17 protein-coding genes and 1 tRNA gene are annotated in these 18,772 nt (G+C 60.3%); 4 read left to right on the forward strand and 14 right to left on the reverse strand.

The window, feature by feature from the left end:
• Nucleotides 1-2: 2 nt before the first annotated feature.
• The 9 genes from WCJ41_RS00730 to WCJ41_RS00770 all read right to left on the reverse strand — a co-directional run bounded on the left by WCJ41_RS00730 (nt 3) and on the right by WCJ41_RS00770 (nt 9,854).
• Nucleotides 3-1,472: a mannitol dehydrogenase family protein gene (locus tag WCJ41_RS00730; RefSeq protein WP_336903890.1), complete on the reverse strand. Its 1,470-nt coding sequence runs from the start codon at nt 1,470-1,472 to the stop codon at nt 3-5.
• A 34-nt stretch (nt 1,473-1,506) separates the two neighbouring features.
• Entirely contained in the window at nt 1,507-2,277 is a 771-nt protein-coding gene (locus WCJ41_RS00735) for an L-iditol 2-dehydrogenase (protein WP_336903891.1), read from the reverse strand.
• Complete coding sequence (locus tag WCJ41_RS00740) at nt 2,277-3,278, reverse strand: ABC transporter ATP-binding protein (RefSeq protein ID WP_336903892.1); 1,002 nt, start codon at nt 3,276-3,278, stop codon at nt 2,277-2,279. The genes WCJ41_RS00735 and WCJ41_RS00740 overlap by 1 nt, the downstream gene beginning before the upstream one ends.
• A 1-nt stretch (nt 3,279) precedes the next feature.
• The gene (locus WCJ41_RS00745) at nt 3,280-4,110 is read right to left on the reverse strand and encodes a carbohydrate ABC transporter permease (protein ID WP_336903893.1); all 831 of its coding nucleotides are present in this window, start codon (nt 4,108-4,110) and stop codon (nt 3,280-3,282) included.
• A gap of 4 nt (nt 4,111-4,114) precedes the next feature.
• Entirely contained in the window at nt 4,115-5,023 is a 909-nt protein-coding gene (locus tag WCJ41_RS00750; RefSeq protein ID WP_336903894.1) for a sugar ABC transporter permease, read from the reverse strand.
• 75 nt (nt 5,024-5,098) lie between these two features.
• Entirely contained in the window at nt 5,099-6,403 is a 1,305-nt protein-coding gene (locus tag WCJ41_RS00755; RefSeq protein ID WP_336903895.1) for a sugar ABC transporter substrate-binding protein, read from the reverse strand.
• 494 nt (nt 6,404-6,897) lie between these two features.
• On the reverse strand, nt 6,898-8,346 hold the full coding sequence (cls, locus tag WCJ41_RS00760; RefSeq protein WP_336903896.1) for a cardiolipin synthase: 1,449 nt from the start codon (nt 8,344-8,346) through the stop codon (nt 6,898-6,900).
• 62 nt (nt 8,347-8,408) lie between these two features.
• Nucleotides 8,409-8,918, reverse strand: coding sequence for an invasion associated locus B family protein (locus tag WCJ41_RS00765; protein ID WP_336903897.1), 510 nt, complete (start codon nt 8,916-8,918; stop codon nt 8,409-8,411).
• An 84-nt stretch (nt 8,919-9,002) separates the two neighbouring features.
• Complete coding sequence (locus WCJ41_RS00770) at nt 9,003-9,854, reverse strand: hypothetical protein (protein ID WP_336903898.1); 852 nt, start codon at nt 9,852-9,854, stop codon at nt 9,003-9,005.
• A gap of 408 nt (nt 9,855-10,262) precedes the next feature.
• On the opposite strand from WCJ41_RS00770, the gene WCJ41_RS00775 reads away from it, so the two are divergent.
• Entirely contained in the window at nt 10,263-10,880 is a 618-nt protein-coding gene (locus WCJ41_RS00775; protein WP_336903899.1) for a GNAT family N-acetyltransferase, read from the forward strand.
• A gap of 109 nt (nt 10,881-10,989) precedes the next feature.
• Here WCJ41_RS00775 and WCJ41_RS00780 read toward each other — a convergent pair.
• Nucleotides 10,990-11,066, reverse strand: a tRNA-Met gene (locus WCJ41_RS00780).
• A 372-nt stretch (nt 11,067-11,438) separates the two neighbouring features.
• On the opposite strand from WCJ41_RS00780, the gene WCJ41_RS00785 reads away from it, so the two are divergent.
• Complete coding sequence (locus WCJ41_RS00785; RefSeq protein ID WP_336903900.1) at nt 11,439-12,644, forward strand: site-specific integrase; 1,206 nt, start codon at nt 11,439-11,441, stop codon at nt 12,642-12,644.
• Nucleotides 12,645-12,681: 37 nt separating this feature from the next.
• Here the strand turns inward: WCJ41_RS00785 and WCJ41_RS00790 are convergent, their stop codons facing one another.
• The 3 genes from WCJ41_RS00790 to WCJ41_RS00800 all read right to left on the reverse strand — a co-directional run bounded on the left by WCJ41_RS00790 (nt 12,682) and on the right by WCJ41_RS00800 (nt 16,959).
• Nucleotides 12,682-15,159 (reverse strand): S8 family peptidase, encoded by a 2,478-nt coding sequence (locus WCJ41_RS00790; RefSeq protein WP_336903901.1) that lies wholly within the window; start codon nt 15,157-15,159, stop codon nt 12,682-12,684.
• A gap of 12 nt (nt 15,160-15,171) precedes the next feature.
• Nucleotides 15,172-16,158 carry an ATP-binding protein gene (locus tag WCJ41_RS00795; protein ID WP_336903902.1) on the reverse strand — a complete coding sequence of 329 codons (987 nt, stop codon included), beginning with the start codon at nt 16,156-16,158 and terminating at the stop codon, nt 15,172-15,174.
• 147 nt (nt 16,159-16,305) lie between these two features.
• Nucleotides 16,306-16,959, reverse strand: a complete 654-nt coding sequence (locus WCJ41_RS00800; protein ID WP_336903903.1) for a hypothetical protein — start codon at nt 16,957-16,959, stop codon at nt 16,306-16,308.
• Here WCJ41_RS00800 and WCJ41_RS00805 point away from each other — a divergent pair.
• Together WCJ41_RS00805 and WCJ41_RS00810 are read left to right on the forward strand one after the other, a co-directional pair.
• Nucleotides 16,958-17,200, forward strand: a complete 243-nt coding sequence (locus tag WCJ41_RS00805) for a helix-turn-helix transcriptional regulator (RefSeq protein ID WP_336903904.1) — start codon at nt 16,958-16,960, stop codon at nt 17,198-17,200. The genes WCJ41_RS00800 and WCJ41_RS00805 overlap by 2 nt on opposite strands.
• Complete coding sequence (locus WCJ41_RS00810; protein ID WP_336903905.1) at nt 17,197-18,474, forward strand: type II toxin-antitoxin system HipA family toxin; 1,278 nt, start codon at nt 17,197-17,199, stop codon at nt 18,472-18,474. Before WCJ41_RS00805 ends, WCJ41_RS00810 begins: the two co-directional genes overlap by 4 nt.
• A gap of 68 nt (nt 18,475-18,542) precedes the next feature.
• Here WCJ41_RS00810 and WCJ41_RS00815 read toward each other — a convergent pair.
• A partial coding sequence (locus WCJ41_RS00815; RefSeq protein WP_336903906.1) for a hypothetical protein occupies nt 18,543-18,772 on the reverse strand: 230 nt, incomplete at its 5' end.

Below are 18,772 nucleotides of genomic sequence, written 5' to 3' on the forward strand. Positions count from 1 at the left end.
GCTCAGGCGCCGACGAAATCGGCGAGCGCCTTCTCCGTACCCTTGGACCAGATGTCCGTAAGGCTCTTCGCAAAGGCCCTGCGGAAGACCTCCGACTGGCCAACCTCACCATAGACATCCTTCATCGACAGCCAGATGAGCGGATCAGTCTTTGCCCTTGCCGCGAGCTCGGTGAGGCGCGGCCAGGCTGGGTCGCCAGCAGTGGTATCCTTGCCCGTCTCCGTCTTGCCGAAGCAGTGGCGGCACCAGAGGGCTGACTCGAAGGCCAGAGAATCGACAGAGCCTCCTGCCTTCAACCGGTCACGCGCCACCGGAACGATGAACTTGGGCTGGCGGTTGGAGCCGTCGAAGGCAAGCCGCGGAATCGTGTCGCCGATCTTCGGGTTGGAGAAGCGGCGATGGATCAGGTGATAATAGTCATCCAGCACCACGCCGGGGACAGGCGGCACGGTGGGCATGATCTCCTCGCGCTCGATCTTGGCGAAGAAGGCGCCCACCAGCGGGTGGTTCATAGCATCATGCACGAAGTGTACGTCCAAGAGGCTTGCCGGATAGGCGATGGCCGCGTGTCCGCCGTTGAGGATGCGTATCTTCATGAACTCGAAGGGTGTCACGTCGGGCACGAACTGCCCGCCGGCGGCTTCAAGCTCCGGGCGGCCATTGCAGAAATTGTCCTCCAGCACCCACTGGATGAACTCTTCGCAATAGACCGGCCAGTTGTCCTCGATGCCGAAATCCTGCAAGCAAAGCTTGCGCTCGCGGTCCGTCGTGGCGGGCGTGATGCGGTCCACCATGCCATTGGGGAAGGAGGCGTTGGCGGCGATCCATTCGGCCAGCCCCTTGTCCCACAAGCGCGCGACACCAGCGACCGCATTGCGCGCGACGACGCCATTGTGGGGGATGTTATCGCAGGACATCACCGTGAAGGGCTTTGTGCCCGCCTCGCGACGCTTCTTCAGGCCAAGTGCGATGAGGCCGAACACCGTGTGCGGATCATCCGGGTGCTTGCCGTCCGCTGCCATCTCCGGAAACTCCGGGTTGAACTGGCCGGTGGCGGGATCGATGAAATAGCCGCCTTCGGTGACGGTGATGGAAACGATGCGGATCGCCGGATCCGCGAGCTTGCGGACGATGGCGGCGCGGTCCTCCGGCGGGATCATGCCCAGCATGGCGCCGGTGACGCGGGCGCGGCTGACGTTCGCCTCCTGCTCGACCACGGTGGTGAGCCAGTCCTGTGGCTTCAACGCATCATGCATGGCGCGGTCGGCGGGGCGGACACCCGTGCCGATGATGCCCCAGTCACGGCTCTTGCCCATGTTGAACAGCGTGTCGAGATAGACGGCCTGATGGGCGCGATGAAAGTTGCCGAGGCCGAAATGCAGGATGCCGGGCTTCAGGTCGGAGGCCTGATAGTTCGGCACGGCAATACCGGGTTTCAGGCTCGGCAGGTTAGCGCGGTTCAGCTTCGTCATGTCAAACTTCTCTCTTCAATGCGCGTGGGAGCCGTCAGCTCATCCACTGGCCGCCGTCGACGTTGTAGGTCTGGGCCACCACGTAGTCGCTCTCGGATGACGCGAGGAAGACGGCGCAGCCGACATGGTCCTCAGGCTTTCCCATGCGGCCATAGGGAACACCCTCACCGACGAGGCGCTTCTTTTCGCCTAATGGACGGTTCTCGTATTTGGCGAAGAGGCCGTCGACATGTTCCCACATCGGCGTGTCGACCACGCCAGGTGCAATGCCGTTGACGTTGATCCCGTCCTTGATGAGGGCAAGGCCCGCCGACTGGGTGATGGAGATGACGGCAGCCTTGGAGGCGCAGTAGACGGACACCAGCGGCTCACCGCGGCGGCCCGCCTGCGATGCGAAGTTGATGATCTTGCCGCCCTGCCCGCGCCGCTTCATGCTTTCGGCCACTTCCTGCAGCATGAAAATGAGGCCCTTGACGTTCACGCTGAAGACGAAGTCATAGCTCTTCTCGGTGATCTCGCCCCACGGCGCCATGTCGAAGACGGCAGCGTTGTTGACGAGGATGTCGATGCCACCCATGCGCTTCTCACACTCGGTGACGCAGGCCTCGATCTCATCCATCTTGGTAACGTTGAGCGCATAGGCAAAGGAACCGTTGCCGATCTTCTTCGCAAGCGCATCGGCCTCCGTAAAGTTGAGGTCGGCCACGCAGACGCGCGCGCCCTCTCGCGCATAGCCTTCGGCGATCGCCGCACCGATGCCACGCGCACCGCCCGTGATGATGGCTGTTTTACCCTGAAGACGCATCAGACCAGAACCTTTCCCTGGGAATCAAAACGATGGATACGGGCGTTGTCGAAGGAGAGCGACACGGCATCGCCCGGCTTGCCCATATAGTCCCCCGGGGCACGCACCGTGAGGCGGCCCGCCTCGCCGGCATCGACATGCAGGAAGGAATCGGACCCCAGATGCTCAGTGAGGACGATCGTGCCTTGCACGTCGCCGCCTGCGACCAAGAGTGCGATGTGTTCGGGCCGGATGCCGATGGTTGTGGCGTTGTGCTTTGCGGCAAGGGCGCCGGAGATGAGGTTCATCTTCGGCGATCCGATGAAGCCCGCGACGAAGACGGAATTCGGCTTGTTGTAGAGATCGAGCGGCGATCCCACCTGCTCGATCACCCCCTTGTTCAGGACCACGATGCGGTCGGCCATGGTCATGGCTTCCACCTGGTCATGCGTCACATAGATCATGGTGGCATCGAGCTGCTGATGGAGCTGCATGATGAACACGCGCATATTGACGCGCAGTGCGGCATCGAGATTTGATAGGGGCTCATCGAACAGGAAGCACTTGGGATCCCGGACGATGGCCCGGCCGATGGCGACGCGCTGGCGCTGGCCGCCGGACAGCTGGCGGGGCTTCCGATCCAGATACTCAGTGAGGTTGAGCGTCGCCGCGGCCTTGGCCACCTTGTCGTCAATCTGCTCCTGCGGCTCGCCCGCCATCTTGAGGCCGAAGGCGATGTTGTTGCGCACACTCATGTGCGGGTAGAGCGCGTAGGACTGGAACACCATGGCAAGCCCGCGCTTGGCGGGGGGAACGTCGGTCACGTCTTCACCATCGATGAGGATCTGGCCGGCGGTCAGGTCCTCCAGCCCCGCGATGAGGCGGAGCAATGTCGACTTGCCGCAGCCCGAGGGGCCGACAAAGACCACGAACTCACCCGGTTCGACCTCGAGATCCGCACCCGGGATGATGACGGCATCGCCGAAGGCCTTGCGGACGTGCTTAAGCGAAATTCTGCCCATGTTACTTCACTGCTCCGAAGGTGAGGCCGCGGACGAGCTGCTTCTGGGCGAACCAGCCGAGGACAAGTATGGGGGCGATGGCCATGGTGGAGGCAGCGGAGAGCTTGGCCCAGAACAGCCCTTCCGGGCTCGAATAGGAGGCGATGAATTGCGTCAAGGGCGCTGCATCCTTGGTTGTCAACGTCAGCGTCCAGAAGGATTCATTCCATGCGAGGATGATGTTGAGCAGGATGGTGGAGGCAATCCCCGGGATGGCCATGGGGGCCAGCACGTAGATGAGTTCCTTGCCGATGGACGCGCCGTCCATGCGCGAGGCCTCGAGGATCTCACCCGGGATTTCCTTGAAATATGTATAGAGCATCCAGATGATGATCGGCAGATTGAGCAGCATCAGCACGAGGATGATGCCGATGTGGCTGTCGAGCAGCTTGAGGTCGCGGAAGATCAGGTAAAGCGGGATGAGCGCGCCCACGGGCGGCATCATCTTGGTGGAGAGCATCCACATCAGCAGGTCCTTGGTGCGCTTGCCCGGCGCGAAGGCCATGGCCCAGGCGGCTGGAATGGCGATGAGCAGCGCCAGCAGCGTGGAGCCAAGGGCGAGATAGACCGAATTCATCGCGAACTTGACGTAGTCCGAGCGCTCCTGCACGACGGCATAGTTTTCGAGCGTCCAGTCAAAGAACAGGAAGGTGGGCGGAATCGAGACCGCCTCGCCTTCGGTCTTGAAGCTGGTGAGCACCGTCCACAACACGGGAAAGAAGATCACGAAGCCCAGGCCCCAGGCGAGGGCGGTGAAGATCAGCTTGCGGCGGATGGGAACTGCGCGGGCCATGTTTTCATGCCTCCAGGTTCTTGCCGATCATGCGCATCAGGAAGAAGGCAACGATGTTGGCAAGGATGACCGCGATGATGCCTCCTGCCGAAGCGCCCCCGATGTCGTTGGAAATCAGGCCATACTGGTAGACGAGGAATGGCAGGTTGCCGGCGCGCCCGCCGGAACCCGAGACATAGATCTCAGCGAAGACGTTGAGCAGAAAGATCGTCTCGATGAGGATGACGACGGTGACGGGCCGCGCGAGGTGCGGCACGATCATGTACCAGAAAAAGGAGAAGGGCGGCGTGCCGTCCATCTGGGCGGCTTCCTTCTGTTCCTCATCGAAGCTTTGCAACGCTGTGAGAATGATGAGGGTTGCAAAGGGCAGCCACTGCCAGGAGACCATGATGACGATGGCCGTCATCGGGTAGTGTGCGAACCAGTCGATGGCGCCCAGTCCCATCGACTTGGTGATCCAGGCAAGAAAGCCCTGAACTGGATGCATCATCATGTTCTTCCAGACGAGTGCCGACACCGTGGGCATGACGAAGAAGGGCGCGATCACCATGAGGCGCACGAGGTTGCGGCCATAGATCGCCTGGTCGAGCAGGAGGGCCAGCAGAGTACCGCCGGCAACGGAAATGACCAGCACCCAGAACACCAGCAGCAGCGAGTTACGCATCGCCTTGAAGAAGGCGGGGTCGGTGAGGAAGTAATAGTAGTTGGTGGTTCCGGCCATGCAGCGGTTCGCCGCGTCCATCAGCGCACCCGGCGTCATGAGTGAACAAGCCGGGTTTGGATCAAGCAGATTGTAACGGAGGAATGAAAACCAGATTGTCATGGCCAACGGCACGATCATCCAGAGGAACAAGGCGATCACCGAGGGAGCAACGGCGATCCGGCCGATCGAGCGTGTCTGCTGCGTTGCCATGGTTGATGCCCTGATAAAGGGAGGGAGTTGGCTGCCCGGTTGTGATGCCGGGCAGCCCAGTTGTGGGAGGCTCGGTTACTTGATGTAGCCGGCCTTGGTCATTTCACGCGTCGTCACGTCCTGCGCTTCGGCGAGCGCCTCGTCCGCGGTCTTCTCGCCGGCAAGGGCTGCCGAGAAGATCTGGCCGACGGTCGTTGCGATGCCGGCGAACTCGGGGATCGCCACGAACTGCACGCCGACGTAAGGCACCGGCTTGACGGTGGGCTTGGTCGGGTCAGCCGAGTTGATCGAGTCGAGCGTCATCTTGGCAAACGGAACCTTGGCATATTCAGGGTTCGCGTAGAGCGAGGTGCGCGTGCCCGGAGGAACGTTGGCCCAGCCTTCCTTGCCGGCAACGAGTTCGGTGTAGTGCTTGGAGGTCGCCCAGTTGATGAACTTCTGAGCGGCGTCTTCCTTCTGGGTGCCGGCGGGGATGGCCAGCGACCATGCCCACAGCCAGTTGCCACGCTTGCCGAGGCCGTTGTCCGGGGCGAGCGCGAAGCCCACCTTGTCGGCGACCTTGGAGTCCTTCGGGTTGGTCACGAAGGACGCAGCCACCGTGGCGTCGATCCACATGCCGCACTTGCCGGCGTTGAACAGCGCCAGGTTCTCGTTGAAGCCGTTGGAGGAAGCGCCCGGAGGGCCGTCAGCCTTCATGAGCTCGAGGTAGAAGTCGAGCGTGTCCTTCCATTCCTTCTGGTCGAACTGCGGCTTCCAGTTCTCGTCGAACCAGCGGGCGCCGAAGGAATTCGACGTGGCCGTCAGGAAGGCCATGTTTTCACCCCAGCCGGCCTTGCCGCGCAGGCACACGCCGTAGATTTCCTTGTCCTTGTTGGTGATCTTGTCGGCTATGCGCTTGATGTCCGCCCATGTGGGGGCATCCGGCATCTTTTCGCCAGCCGCCTCGACGAGGTCGGTGCGATACATGACCATGGAGCTTTCGCCGTAGAAGGGCGAGGCCATCAGCTTGCCGTCGACGGTGAGGCCGCCGGCGATGGCGGGCAGCAGGTCCGCCGGATCATCGACCTGGGTGAGCGGCACGAGCCAGCCCTTCTTGCCCCAGATCGGCACTTCATAGGTTCCGATGGTGAGGACGTCGAACTGGCCGCCCTTGGTGGCGATGTCGGTCGTCACCTTCTCACGCAGCACGTTCTCCTCGAGGGTCACCCACTCGAGCTTGATGTCCGGGTTGTTCTTGGTGAAGTCCTCGGTCAGGCCCTGCATGCGGATCATGTCGCCGTTGTTCACGGTGGCAATGGTCAGGGACGTTTCGGCCGAGGCGGTCGAGGCAAGGGCGGCGAGGCTGATCGCGCCCAAAATGCCTGCCAACAGAGATTTCATGTGGTCCTCCCGTTCAGAAGAGCAATTATTTGCTCATTTGACGAGCATATCTTCGCCACTAATTTGGTCAAGTGGCATTCCTCGATGCAGCGCACCCTTAGTTTTGCAGTGCAATATTGGCTTATCCGCCGAAGCTAACTCCACTCGCCTCTCCACGTTACCAAATGATGCTCGCTTAGTGAGCAATCGCTCATTCAGCTGTTCGCTGAAGGGCGTTCCGTTAGCTTTGTGGGCGGCCGGGATACGACCAGTTACAATCTTTGCGATTGAATAGACGTAGTGTTTAGGAACCGTTCTGGGTATGTCCTGAAATCTTGCAAACGTTTGCAAAGTTCATTTTGCAGGCGCGATGGGCAGAATACCCAGCCACTCCAGTAAAGTACTGACTCTGCTGATTTTTTTGGCATTTCGTCTAAAAATTGTTGTTGGGCCCGTATGCAACCCATTGTGCAACGCTTTGCAGTATTCACTTTTCGTTCTCGGAACAGCATGGTTCAGAGCAGCGGCGTCATAAGCCGCATTGTCGACTCGATGAGCCTTGCGCCCACCGAGCGCTGCTTCCAGGGCACCAACATCACCGCTTGCGCGCTGTTGATGTAGCTCTCCTGCAGGGCGCGAAGATCAGACACGAAGGCACGGTCATAAACGAGCAGGGAGACCTCGTAATTGAGCCACAGGCTGCGCATGTCGAAGTTAGCAGTTCCGAACAGGGCTTGCTCGCCATCTATGGTGACCGACTTGGTGTGAAGGAGGCCGCGGTTGAATTCGTAGATTTCGCCACCTGCCGAGATCACTTCGTCGAAGAAGGAGCGGCTGGCATGGCGCACCAAGACGGAATCGATGCGCTTCGGCAACACCACGATCACCCTGACCCCACGGGCGGCGGCTCCCCGGAGCGCGGTGACGAGAGAGTCTTCGGGGACGAAATAGGGCGTTGTCAGCACCACCTCGCGGCGAGCCCCATTGATCAGGGCGAGTTTGACCTGCAGCAGTCCGTCGCCTGATTCACCGGGTCCCGAGGCTAGAACCTGCACTGGCGACGATCCCTCGGGCGGAGACGGGCTGAGTTCCGTCTCGGCCAATATCTGGTCACGTGTGACGCCGCCCTCGGCAATCCAATCGCTGATCATGACCGCCGCAAGAACCCCCGCCACGGGGCCCTTGATGCGGACCATGGCATCCACCCATTCGCCGACCCCCGAATTCTGCTTGAAGAAGCGCGGGTCCACCATGTTCATGCTGCCGGTCCAGGCCACACGGCCATCAATGACCACGATCTTGCGGTGCAGACGAAGATCGGTGCGAGCGGCGATGCCCCGTATGATACCAACCGGCAGGGCCGCCCGGAGTTCAACCCCCGCCTTGCGCAGCATCTCGGGACCGCCGCCCTGCCACCAGTGGCCAGCCCCCATCGCATCAATGAGCACGAGGCATTTCACACCCCTGCCTGCGGCGCGGACAAGGGCCTCCAGTACGTCCTGCGTCAGCCCACCCTCGTTCCAGATGTAAAACTCGACGAGCACGCTGAGCTTCGCGCCATCGATATCAGCCGCAATGCGCTTCAGTATGTCGAGGGTGTCAGAGGCGAGCACCAGGCGGTTGCCAATGATGGCGGGAACACCGAAGAAGCTCTCGCCGGCATTTTCCAACAGTCGCTGATCCGGCGTCAGCTGAGACGTGCCAGGCAGCAGGCGGTTCTGTGCCACATGTGGAGCCGAAATCTCGCGGAAATCGTTCTGCAGTCTCGACAGCCGCTCCGCCCGACTGCGGGGAATTCGGCGTTCGCCGATCAGAAAATAGAGAATCGCACCGACGTAGGGCAACATCATCGCCATCAGCAGCCAGGCAAGCGCCACACCGCGCGCGGGCCGGCGCAGCAGAACACGCAAGATGACGGCCACCATCAACGCGGCATGGATGAAGATGATCAACAGGGAAAGCATGTTGCCCGACAGCTAGGGCAAGAGCGGGTGCGATGGCAAGTCACCCGCTCCCTCTGTCTGCATTATTTGGACTCGAGCGCCTTCAAGGCCTCGTCGAGGCCATTGAGCGAAACGGCAAGGGTGGTCGGGTCCGCAACGCTGCGCATCTTGAATGTGGCCGTGAACTCCCTTGCACCATGCAGCGTTTCAAGAAGCTTGCCGTGGACCTGAGTGCTGGCAATACAACCGCGCCGGACACAGGTCTGAACCTGAAACGCCAGCAGCAAATCACCCGCCTTGCCTGAGACGCCGGCAGGAATATCGAGGCCGAGCGGCAGGATAGCGGCGAGGCGCAGTTCTTGGCTGTCCTTGCTGCGCGCAATGGCAAAGGCGGCCACGGGCAGCTTCGTCTGCTTTGAGATGATCTTTTGATGTAGCGCGCAGGCCTCTTCGCCCGCACTGGTCTTGGCGCAATGTAGGATCCAATCCCCGAAGACCTTGTCGTCGCTCGCCTTAGCTTGGCCTGCCATTGCAGGCGCGATCGCCCAGACACTAGCGAGGACGACGGCAACAAGAGTGATGAAATGCTTCATGATGGACCCGGTTGGAAATGCGCTCGAAGGAACACATTATGCAGTGTGTCCAGTCGCTTCAAGCACCACGACTCACCATCGATATCAGCTTTGGCGGGTCGCTGAGCTATCGAAAGGACTCTCGAACGTGCGGCCAGCAATGCGGGGCCGATTATACTGAAGCTTCTCGACGCTTTCATCCAGGACGGAAGGCTCATAGCCAAGTGTTGCGGCGAGTTCCTCGACCTTGGCCCAGAGTGTCGCCGATGTGGGCTTGAGCGGCAGCGTGGTTTCGAAGTGGAACGCATCGAAATGGGCCATGGGTGCGGTGGGCCGTGGCCAGCCCAGCACGTCGAACAATTTGTCCCGCTCCGGCATTGCCGAAAACAGCTGTTCGAACCGCACCACGGCAACAGGCTTCAAGCCTGCCTTGGCATAGGCCGCCGCCTTGGCATTGATCTCGAGCCACTGATAGAGGCACTTGTCGAACACGCTCAGCTTGCGCCATCCGTTCGCAATCTCAGGATAAATGACACCCGCATCGGTCGGCTGCAGAATCGCAAATTGGGGAAAGCGGTCACTCCTGTTCTCATGGTAGTAGCCATGAGTGACGAAGGATGCCGCGACATGCACCGGGTTGCGGACGAGGTGGATATACCGCCAGCGATCGCCCAATTCCCTGCTGAATTTTTCGAACCAGGTGAAGGCTGGCCAACCGGTCTCGACATATTCAGTTCCATTCATCACGGTTGCCACGACCTGGCGAAAATGCGTGTTGGCCTCGGCTAGATTGCCATTCTTTGCAGGATTGAAGCGGCCAAGCGTAAGACGCGGCTTGTAGAACTCACGTATCGGCTCGTGGGCAACGATTGCAATGCCTTGAAGGGATTGCCCGATGGCCTTGGTGAGAGACTGCGTTCCGCAGCGCCCCGTCGACAGCACAAAAGTTGCCCGCATATCCGTCCGTCAAGCTCCCAGATTCATCCGCAACCCATGAAGCCAACTAATATACCTTCACGGAGAAATCGACATCAATAACCCGTAGGCATTGACCATCCGGTCACACTAGCATCAGCCCTCGGATAGTTTCCAGCGTGACGCACTGGACCGGGAGGGCGCCCATCGCACGCGTCGCGCAATATGCTCCCGACAAAGGGACTTGTGCAGCAAAGAAAGAGACGAGATGGTGCAAAAAGGCTCTTCACTTCCCGCGCCCCCGCCCGCCACTTGCGAGATGCATTGCGAGGGTTCAGCGATGGCGGGTATCTGGTCCTCGCCGCACGTCGCCATATAGGAAAAGGCCCGCCAGGCTTTGAGGAATGGCTCGCCCCAACCATACATGGACGAAGATACACGCCGTGCAGAATGGCTCTCAGCGAAAAACACGGTCTGAAATTGGTTGCTTTCATTTTGCGCTCTAGAAAATTTGTCGCGCTTTGGCAGAATAGACAACCTAAAATCTGCCTCCAAGGTCCTGAAGAGGGGTTTTCTGCCATGACCACTTTACAGACATTCAATCTAACCATTCGGCCTTGCAGTCCGGAAGATTCCGCTGATTTCATTGCGCTAGAACACGATCCGGAGGTAATGCGCTTTTTGAACGGCGGACACGTTGACGGCCATGCGCAGAGCCGCTTGGACGGGACGTATCTCAGGCCAAGAGGAACAGAGCCATACGTCTGGACTGTACTCCGAACACAGACAAGCTCATTTGTAGGTTGGGTATGCTTGTGGCCGGAAGATGAAAAGGTTGCCGAACTCGGATACCGACTGCGCCGCACGGAGTGGGGCCGGGGACTAGCATCGGAAGCAGCTTCAGTATTGGTCGATTGGGGCTTCGATAGCTTGGGCTATAGCAAGATCATCGCAAGTACCATGACCGTCAATCAAGCCTCGCGGCGGGTGCTTGAGAAACTCGGACTGCAACACATCCGCACTGTCAGTGCCGATTGGGCAAATCACATACCTGGCGGCGAAAGCTGAGAGGTTCACTATGAGTTGACCCGCCTGCGTTGGGAGGAGCGCTCTGGCAGACACGCACAAAAATAGAAAGCCCGCAATCCTGAGAAAGCGGGCTTTCTAATCGAACGAGTGGTTGCGGGAGCCAGATTTGAACTGACGACCTTCAGGTTATGAGCCTGACGAGCTACCGGGCTGCTCCATCCCGCGTCATGAACGCAAGTGGCTTCTATGCGGCGCTGTTCGCAAACGCAACACCTTTCGTAACGGTTTGATGTCACTTGGCATTTTTATCTCTTGGCGGGCCGGATACGAACAGCAACCGCGCCGGCTCCGGGCCGGAGCAAACGGAGCAGAACGCGCATTCGGCGGCGGAACAAGGCGCGAACCGTCGTTCGAAACCGGGAAGGCCGCGGACACAGTGCGGACACGAAATCGCTGCTCGGGATGCCTCATCCGCCTGAGGACCAGACCCTTTCCGCCCGGTTTGCGCCCGTTCCAACCATTCATCAGGAGACCCGTCGAGAGCATCTTGCGGACTGGAAAGGACCGCGGCTGAGTAGTGCGGAAAGGGTCGAAAGCATGAAGGCACATCTTACCGAACGCTCTGTGAAAGGGCTTCAGCCGCAGCCGAAGAACGTCATCGTGTATGACGAAGAGGTTGTCGGCTTCGGCGTCCGCATCACCAGCGGCGGCACGCGCGCTTTCATCCTGACCTATCGGATTGAGGCGCGGGAACGCCGCCTCACCATCGGCGCGTGGCCGGATTGGTCGGTCACCGCCGCCCGGGAAGAGGCCAAGCGCCTCAAGCGCGAAATCGACCAAGGCCGCGATCCGATGGCCGAACGCGACGAAGCCCGCGAATCGCCGAACATGCGGCAACTCATCGACCGCTATCTCGAAGAACACGCGTCGAAGCTTGCAAAGCGCAACCGCGATGATCAGGCCTCCATGCTGCGCAAGCTGGTCGAACCCGCCTGGGGGCCGCGCAAAGCGTCCGAAATCCAGCCCGAAGATGTTGATCGGCTTTTGCGTCAGATCGCCGGTGGCACGCCAGGAAAGCGCGGCCGCAAGCCGACGCCGGTGCGGGCGAACCGCGTCGGCGAAATCCTGCGCAAGATGTTCAACCTGGGCGTCCGCTGGCGTATCCGCACCGACAATCCCGCCGCCGGCTTCGCCCGGAACGCCGAAGCGCCGCGCGATCGCTATCTCTCAACGGATGAAATCGGGCGGCTGTCTTCCGCGCTTGATGCCCATGCGAACCGGCGCGCCGCCGATGCTGTCCGCTTGATCCTGCTCACCGGCGCGCGGCGCGGCGAAGTCATGAATGCGCGCTGGGATCAATTCGATCTCGAAGCCGCCGTCTGGATCAAGCCCGCTGCCACCACCAAGCAACGCCGCCTGCATCGCGCGCCGATCAGCGCTTCCGCCGCCGCGCTGCTGCGGACGATCCGGCTGCGCGTGCCCGAAGAATGCGAATGGGTATTCCCGGGCGACGCCGAAGGCAGGCCGCTTCAGGACATCAAACGCTTCTGGGAAGATGTCCGGGCGAAAGCCGATCTGCCCGCCGTCCGTATCCACGATCTCCGCCACACCTTTGCATCGCTGCTGGTTTCGGGCGGCATGACGCTGCCGATGATCGGCAAGCTCCTCGGCCACACGCAGGTTCAAACCACGCAGCGCTATGCCCACCTGCTCGACGATCCCCTACGCGCCGGGCTCGAACAGGTCGGCGATCTGTTGCGGGTGAAGCCCCGGCTCGTTCCTTTGGGGTCTGCCAGCCAGTAAGGCAAAGCGGGCAGAAGGTGCAGGCCTCCTACCCGCGTCACCCGATCTCAGTGGCAATCGCTATCCTAGCTTCAACCGGCGTGTAGATATCAACTTCAACCCCAGGAGCCTTGATCGTGACAATCAAGGCATATCGGGCTCGGGTATCCCACTTTTCGAGGTAAGGTTTCTCTTTCCACCAGCCCCCAACCGGGAAGACGCCTATCGCGTCGCGTTGGGCAAGATCAGCCGCCGTACCGGACCAGAAGTCGGAGTGAAGCGAACCTTGATCGCGGTACTTCGGACCAAGAAGCCACTCGTCACCTCCGGCACCGCCTCCCGCCGCATCGCCCTCTTCCTCGTCCCTTGCGGCATCGTTGACGCGAGCCCGAAAATCTTCGAGCGACTCAGTTGCCTTCTTCACAGCAAATCGCAGTCCGTGTGACGCGTAGCGGTGGCGTCGAGTCCAGCCGCGCTCGCCCGGATTCGGTTCGATGAAATACGACAGCGTGACGCGAAGCTCGACGTGGGTGTCGCCGAGTTGACCAAGAACGTCATTCGGCCACGGTAGCTGATGCACCTTCATGTCTCGCGTCTTTACGGCGCTGCCCTCCTTGTTGAATGGGGTGAGCGCGTCTTCAACCATCAATGTCAGATCGTTCTGGGCAGACAAAAGCGCTCGATCCACGTCGGGAACACCGTATCCGTAACGTCGCACAAGCGCGTGGATCTGACCTTTCCTGCCGTTGCATGCATCAATGCGAGCGCGCATCGCTGGAGTCCATTCGGCAGAATGAACGATCAGCCCACGAACCGTTTCAGGCCAAAGCCTTGGTCGGGTCGCCAAGATGGCACCGGCTAGCCTTGCCACAAGAGCGGTTGCCGCACTGGTATCCCCGATCGTGTTGAAGGCACGATCGTTCGGTCGATTGTGAGTCGTCAGCAATTGCAGATCTTCAACGGGATCGCCTGGAAGTAAGCCGTTTGATGCAAGGTTCCCGCCCTCTATGACCACATCGGGTTTGACCGGCCATTGGCGCTCCCATGTCACCGACGTTCGGCTGCAAGGTGACAATTCCCCTGCCGGTGCAATCGCGGACCATCCCGCCAAAGCCGGGTCGATGAGATCAACTTTCTCTGTGAAGGCACCCACGGTGAGGGCATTCCAGGCATGCGCAGGGTCTTCGACCGACTCCAAGTCATTCCGAACCAGATGATCGGCTGGCATTAAGTCAACACGGATGTTGCCTGCCGAAACGATGAGCAACCGGCGATTGTCGGGATCAAAGCAAAGCTGATCAATCGCAGCCGACCACGAGGATGGCCTTCCGCGCACCGAGCTTTCGCTCGTCACCGCAAGCGCAATTGCCCGTCTACGGTACGGTGCCTGGATTTCGGCGCGTGCAATCGCTTCCGCCGTGATCGCGCCATAGAGGTCCGGCTCATTGTCGGCCACGCCATTTGGCGGCAAGATTTTCACGCTTTCCAGCCGATGCGTCAGAACGATGGGGCCGCCGCCGGCTAGAGCCGGCACTAAATCTCCGTAAAGCGCGGTCCCCGCCATAGCAGTCCCGTGGCCCCGCCATTGCGTAGCCGAGTCCGCCGTTCCCCAGGCGGGATTGATCGTATGGAGATCTGCAACATCGAGGGCAGGGGACAGAAGAGAGTGAGCATGAGTGACGCCGCTATCCAGAATGCAAACGGCGACATTCGCATCAGCAGGCGGCGTCAGCCGGGCGAGTGTCTCATCGCTCCATTCACGCTGCTCGCCGCCGTCGAGCCCCATAAAGAAGGCGGGCGTGTCCTTCGCTCGCCGAAGCTCCGCCACCACATCGCTGTAAGCGACCAAACGGTCGACGGATTCGGTGTTCGCAAGAACGAGCACAACCTCGCGCTCGGGAAAGCGAACAGCGTGGTCCTTAACTTGCAGATTCAATCGCGCGGCCATCCGCGAGAACACGTCCCCATGTCCGTCTCTAAGCCAGATTTCCCACCACACTGCGCCATCACCGGCAGGAAAAAGTGCATCATCGTCGGTGAACAATGATCGTGCCGTCGCCAAACGAACAGCCTCCATCCGCGCAATCAGCGGTTCGTTCTTGGGACGGCCCGTTTGCGTTTCCTCCGTCCGATAGGCTTCTACCTTTTCGTGGTAGTATGCCTCGGCTGTGGCCGGTACGAAAACAGTGGCGGTCACTGAGGGGGTTTCTTCCGTTGGCTCGCGAACGGCTACTACCTCAATCTGCTTTTGTCTGTTGCCGAGTTGATCGATTACCGCTTTCTCCCCGGGGGGAATTTCTATTTGCAAATAGAAACCCGGCTCGCCCTCCGCCACAGCGGTCGCCCGCGCTTCAAGTTGGGCGCGAGCCGCCTCGAGCGCAACGCCAATTGAAGCAGATAGCGCGTCCGCGTGGGCCGCTCGATCTCTGACTGGTAGCGGTGCCGCACGCATAGCTTGGGCAGGGCGCCGGTATTGTTCGGTTTGACCGCCACCGTCGATAAACAGATGCGGTCGATCGCGGGGCGAATCACTCATGGTGGGCTCAGTTTAGCTTGAGTGTGTTGCCTTCCGCCGCTCCGCAATTGCATCCTTCAATTCGGCCAACGTGACGCGCTTTCTTCCGGCAAGAACAACTGATTTCGCCGCGTTCTCAGCCGAACGGACGACTTCGGCCGGGCTCAAGCCCACTGCCGATTCGGCCGCCTCGTCCCAAGCAAGGCCTCTGGTGTCGAATGCAGTCAGTCGCGCCTTGAGTATTCGCTGAACCAGATCTGCATCTGGCAACGCATACTCGACCACGTCGTCGAATCGGCGGAAGAGTGCCTTATCGAGAAGCTCGGGGTGATTGGTTGCTGCGATGATCAGTCCTTGACTGTCATCCAGCTCAAGGAACTGCAGAAACGAATTCAGCACCCGCCGAATCTCGCCCACATCATTTCGTTCGGCTCGCTTCGCGCCAATAGCATCAAACTCGTCAAAGAAATAAACGCCACGTGTCGCATTCATCGCGTCGAACACAAGGCGAAGCTTCCCAGCAGTATCGCCCATGAATTTCGTGATCAATCCGTCGAGGACGACGGTGAACAAGGGAAGCCGAAGCTCACCCGCCAACGAAGCAGCAGTCATCGTCTTGCCGGCACCGGGAGGACCGATGAGGAGAAGCTTTCTGCGCGGGCGCAGTCCGTGCGAGCGAAGATTTTCCTGCTGTCGTTGTTCAAGGAGCACGCGCTGCAAGCGGGATGAGATTCTCTCGGGAAGTACCATTTCCGAAAGTCGGAGATCTGGGTAGCGAACAGCCAAGAGACCCGCGAGCTCGCCTTTCGGCTGCGCCATTGGAACCGGTGCAACCTTTCGATCGATTGCAGCATCTTTCGACTTCGCGGCGTCAATGAGATCGCGGAGTTCAGACGCAACTCTCCCATGCCCCTGCCGGGCTTCATGCGCGGCAAGCTGCATAGCGGTGGCGAAAAACCTGTCCTCGTCCCCAGCAATATGGCTCTTCAGCATGGCAATGATATGCCTGGCAGTTGTCATGGTCCCTGACTTATCCCAATTGCTTGAAACAACTCTGCACCCATCGCATTTCACTGATTTTGCATGATAATTCTGAAGCATAATGGAAAAGTTAATGCATTCTAGCTTTCTTAACGGAAGACAATCGCCGACGCCATCGCGAATATATTACGGATGAGAGCCATTTAGTTCCCTCCAGATCGCCGAAACCTTCCGCCGCACCGTGCGCTCGTCGGGCGGCGGGAAATCCTCCCGGCCCGCGAACCAATCCATCATATCGCGCACCAGCTCGCCCTGGCTGACCGGCATGCCGTGATCGTGCACGCGCCGGGCGATGGCTCCGGCGAAGGCGTCCCAATCGTGCTTAGGCGGCGCGCCCGGCCCGGCGGCGCGCTTGGCTTGTGTTGATGCCTTCGGGCCGCTCTCGGCCGCACCCGCGTCGAACAATCCCCAGGCGCGCTCGCAACGTTCAAACTCCTTGCGCAAGATGATCACGTCGGCGGAGTTGACGGCGACACCATCGACCGGGCGCGCAATCCACTCCCACTCCGTCTTCTTCGAACGACGGAAGCGTCGGACCAGCGCGGGCTTCCGCGACGAGCCATCGCGCCGGAACAAGGCGACCACGTCTGCGCCGGGCTCGAACAGGTCGGCGATATGCTGCGAGCGAAGCCGAAACTGGCCGAAACGGCTATCCGCAATGTTCCCGAGCGGGGCATTTTCACAGGATAGAGCCTCACGTCCCCATATTTTTCCCGATCGGGACATTCTCATGGACAGCCCCAGAAATCCATGATAATTTTCCCGATCAGTAAATATCATGGCTAGACGCGCCCTCACCACCGCCGAGATCGGCGACATTGTTCGATCCACCCGCAAGGCCGCTGGCCTGCGGCAGGATGAACTTGCGGGTGCGGCGGGCGTCGGCCTGCGCTTCATTGTCGATCTTGAAGCGGGCAAGCCCACCGCGCAAATGGGGAAGGCCCTTCAAGTTCTAACCGCGCTGGGATGCTCGCTTGAAATCACGCCGCCACCGGAACCCAAAGAAGCGCGGAAGGCATGATGCGCATTCTGGATGTATGGTGGGATGGGCGCATTGCGGGTCAGCTGACGCAAAACGAACACGGGGAATTGGGATTCGCTTATACTCCGGAATGGCTCAACGACGCGGAGGCGCACGCCTTATCAGCCTCCCTGCCCAAGCGAGCGGAACCCTTCACCCGTCGCGAGTGCCGCCCATTCTTCGGCGGTCTCTTGCCGGAAGAAGGCCAGCGCGATGCCGCGGCGCAAGCGCTCGGCGTTTCGCCTGCGAATGATTTCGCCCTTCTCGATCGCCTCGGCGGCGATGTCGCGGGCGCGCTTCAGCTTCTGCCGCCTGGTGAAGGCCCCACCAAACCTGCACTTGATCAATGGCCAACCCCGCTTGACGACGCAGGCCTGATCCGGGTGCTGGATACGCTGCCGGCCCGGCCATTGCTTGCGGGCGAGACAGGGCTCCGCCTATCGCTCGCTGGCGCGCAATCGAAAGTGCCGGTGGTTCTTGTGAAGGGAGCCGTGGCGTTGCCTGCACCGGGCCAGCCCACAACGCATATTCTCAAACCGCCGATATCAAGATTTAAGGCAACGACCGAGAACGAAGCCTTCGTGATGCGTCTTGCTGCCGCAATCGGCTTAGATGTTGCACCCGTCGAGCCGCGTGTTGTCAAGGTTCGAACGTTTCTGCTGGTCCAACGCTATGACCGCGCGATTGGCGGCGATGGAAATGTGCGTCGTATCCATCAGGAGGATTTCTGCCAGGCGCTCGGGGTGCCGCCGGAAACCAAATACGCCAGCGAAGGCGGGCCGACCTTCAAGGATTGCTTTGAGCTCCTCCGCCGCGTTGCTGCGCGGCCGGCCGTCGATGTCCTGAAGCTGCTCGATGCGGTGATCTTCAATGCGATCGCCGGAAACGCCGATGCACACGGCAAGAACTTCTCGATCCTCTACGACGACGAAGGGGCACGGCTCGCTCCTCTTTATGATTTGCTATCAACCGTCGCCTATCCCGATCTCTCTCCGAACTTCGCGATGAAGATAGGAAAGCGCGCGACGCTTGCTGAACTGGACGCAAAAGGCTGGACCGCTTTCGCCGCCGACGCGGGTCTCGGCCTACCGCTGGTCCGAAGGCGGGTGACCGAGATCAGCGAAGCGGCTATCTCGCAAGTGCCTCGGGTTGCTCAAGATCTCACAGGCTATGGCCTTGATGAAGATGCAATATCTCGTTTTGCTGAGATGATCGCCCAACGGGCTGAACGGTGCGCTATCGTCTTCCATAGACCGCAGGAGAGTCAACAATAAAGAGCACTTCTATCAGCTCCCTAGGTCCATCCACTTGAAGCTATGACTTTGCTCTTTGGTCTGGCTTGTCAGGCGGAAGTAACCAGCTCTCTCCAGATCGCCGAAACCTTCCGCCGCACGGTTCGCTCGTCGGGCGGCGAATTTGCTTCCCTGCCCTCGAACCACGCCATCATATCCCGCACCAGCTCGCCTTGGCTCGCCGGCATGCCGTGATCGTGCACGCGGCGGGCGATGGCGCCGGCGAAGGCGTCCCAGTCGTGTTTGGGCGGGGCGCCGGGGCCATCGCCCGCCGCGTGCA

Source organism: Aestuariivirga sp. (assembly GCF_037139295.1).
Classification (GTDB): Bacteria; Pseudomonadota; Alphaproteobacteria; order Rhizobiales; family Aestuariivirgaceae; genus Aestuariivirga.

Excerpts from the sequence above, each read along its gene's own strand:
- WCJ41_RS00730 (WP_336903890.1), bottom strand. The coding sequence starts at position 1,472 with ATGACGAAGCTGAACCGCGCTAACCTGCCGAGCCTGAAACCCGGTATT.
- WCJ41_RS00735 (WP_336903891.1), bottom strand. The coding sequence starts at position 2,277 with ATGCGTCTTCAGGGTAAAACAGCCATCATCACGGGCGGTGCGCGTGGC.
- WCJ41_RS00740 (WP_336903892.1), bottom strand. The coding sequence starts at position 3,278 with ATGGGCAGAATTTCGCTTAAGCACGTCCGCAAGGCCTTCGGCGATGCC.
- WCJ41_RS00745 (WP_336903893.1), bottom strand. The coding sequence starts at position 4,110 with ATGGCCCGCGCAGTTCCCATCCGCCGCAAGCTGATCTTCACCGCCCTC.
- WCJ41_RS00750 (WP_336903894.1), bottom strand. The coding sequence starts at position 5,023 with ATGGCAACGCAGCAGACACGCTCGATCGGCCGGATCGCCGTTGCTCCC.
- WCJ41_RS00755 (WP_336903895.1), bottom strand. The coding sequence starts at position 6,403 with ATGAAATCTCTGTTGGCAGGCATTTTGGGCGCGATCAGCCTCGCCGCC.
- cls (WP_336903896.1), bottom strand. The coding sequence starts at position 8,346 with ATGCTTTCCCTGTTGATCATCTTCATCCATGCCGCGTTGATGGTGGCC.
- WCJ41_RS00765 (WP_336903897.1), bottom strand. The coding sequence starts at position 8,918 with ATGAAGCATTTCATCACTCTTGTTGCCGTCGTCCTCGCTAGTGTCTGG.
- WCJ41_RS00770 (WP_336903898.1), bottom strand. The coding sequence starts at position 9,854 with ATGCGGGCAACTTTTGTGCTGTCGACGGGGCGCTGCGGAACGCAGTCT.
- WCJ41_RS00775 (WP_336903899.1), top strand. The coding sequence starts at position 10,263 with ATGGCTCTCAGCGAAAAACACGGTCTGAAATTGGTTGCTTTCATTTTG.
- WCJ41_RS00785 (WP_336903900.1), top strand. The coding sequence starts at position 11,439 with ATGAAGGCACATCTTACCGAACGCTCTGTGAAAGGGCTTCAGCCGCAG.
- WCJ41_RS00790 (WP_336903901.1), bottom strand. The coding sequence starts at position 15,159 with ATGAGTGATTCGCCCCGCGATCGACCGCATCTGTTTATCGACGGTGGC.
- WCJ41_RS00795 (WP_336903902.1), bottom strand. The coding sequence starts at position 16,158 with ATGACAACTGCCAGGCATATCATTGCCATGCTGAAGAGCCATATTGCT.
- WCJ41_RS00805 (WP_336903904.1), top strand. The coding sequence starts at position 16,958 with ATGGCTAGACGCGCCCTCACCACCGCCGAGATCGGCGACATTGTTCGA.
- WCJ41_RS00800 (WP_336903903.1), bottom strand. The coding sequence starts at position 16,959 with ATGATATTTACTGATCGGGAAAATTATCATGGATTTCTGGGGCTGTCC.
- WCJ41_RS00810 (WP_336903905.1), top strand. The coding sequence starts at position 17,197 with ATGATGCGCATTCTGGATGTATGGTGGGATGGGCGCATTGCGGGTCAG.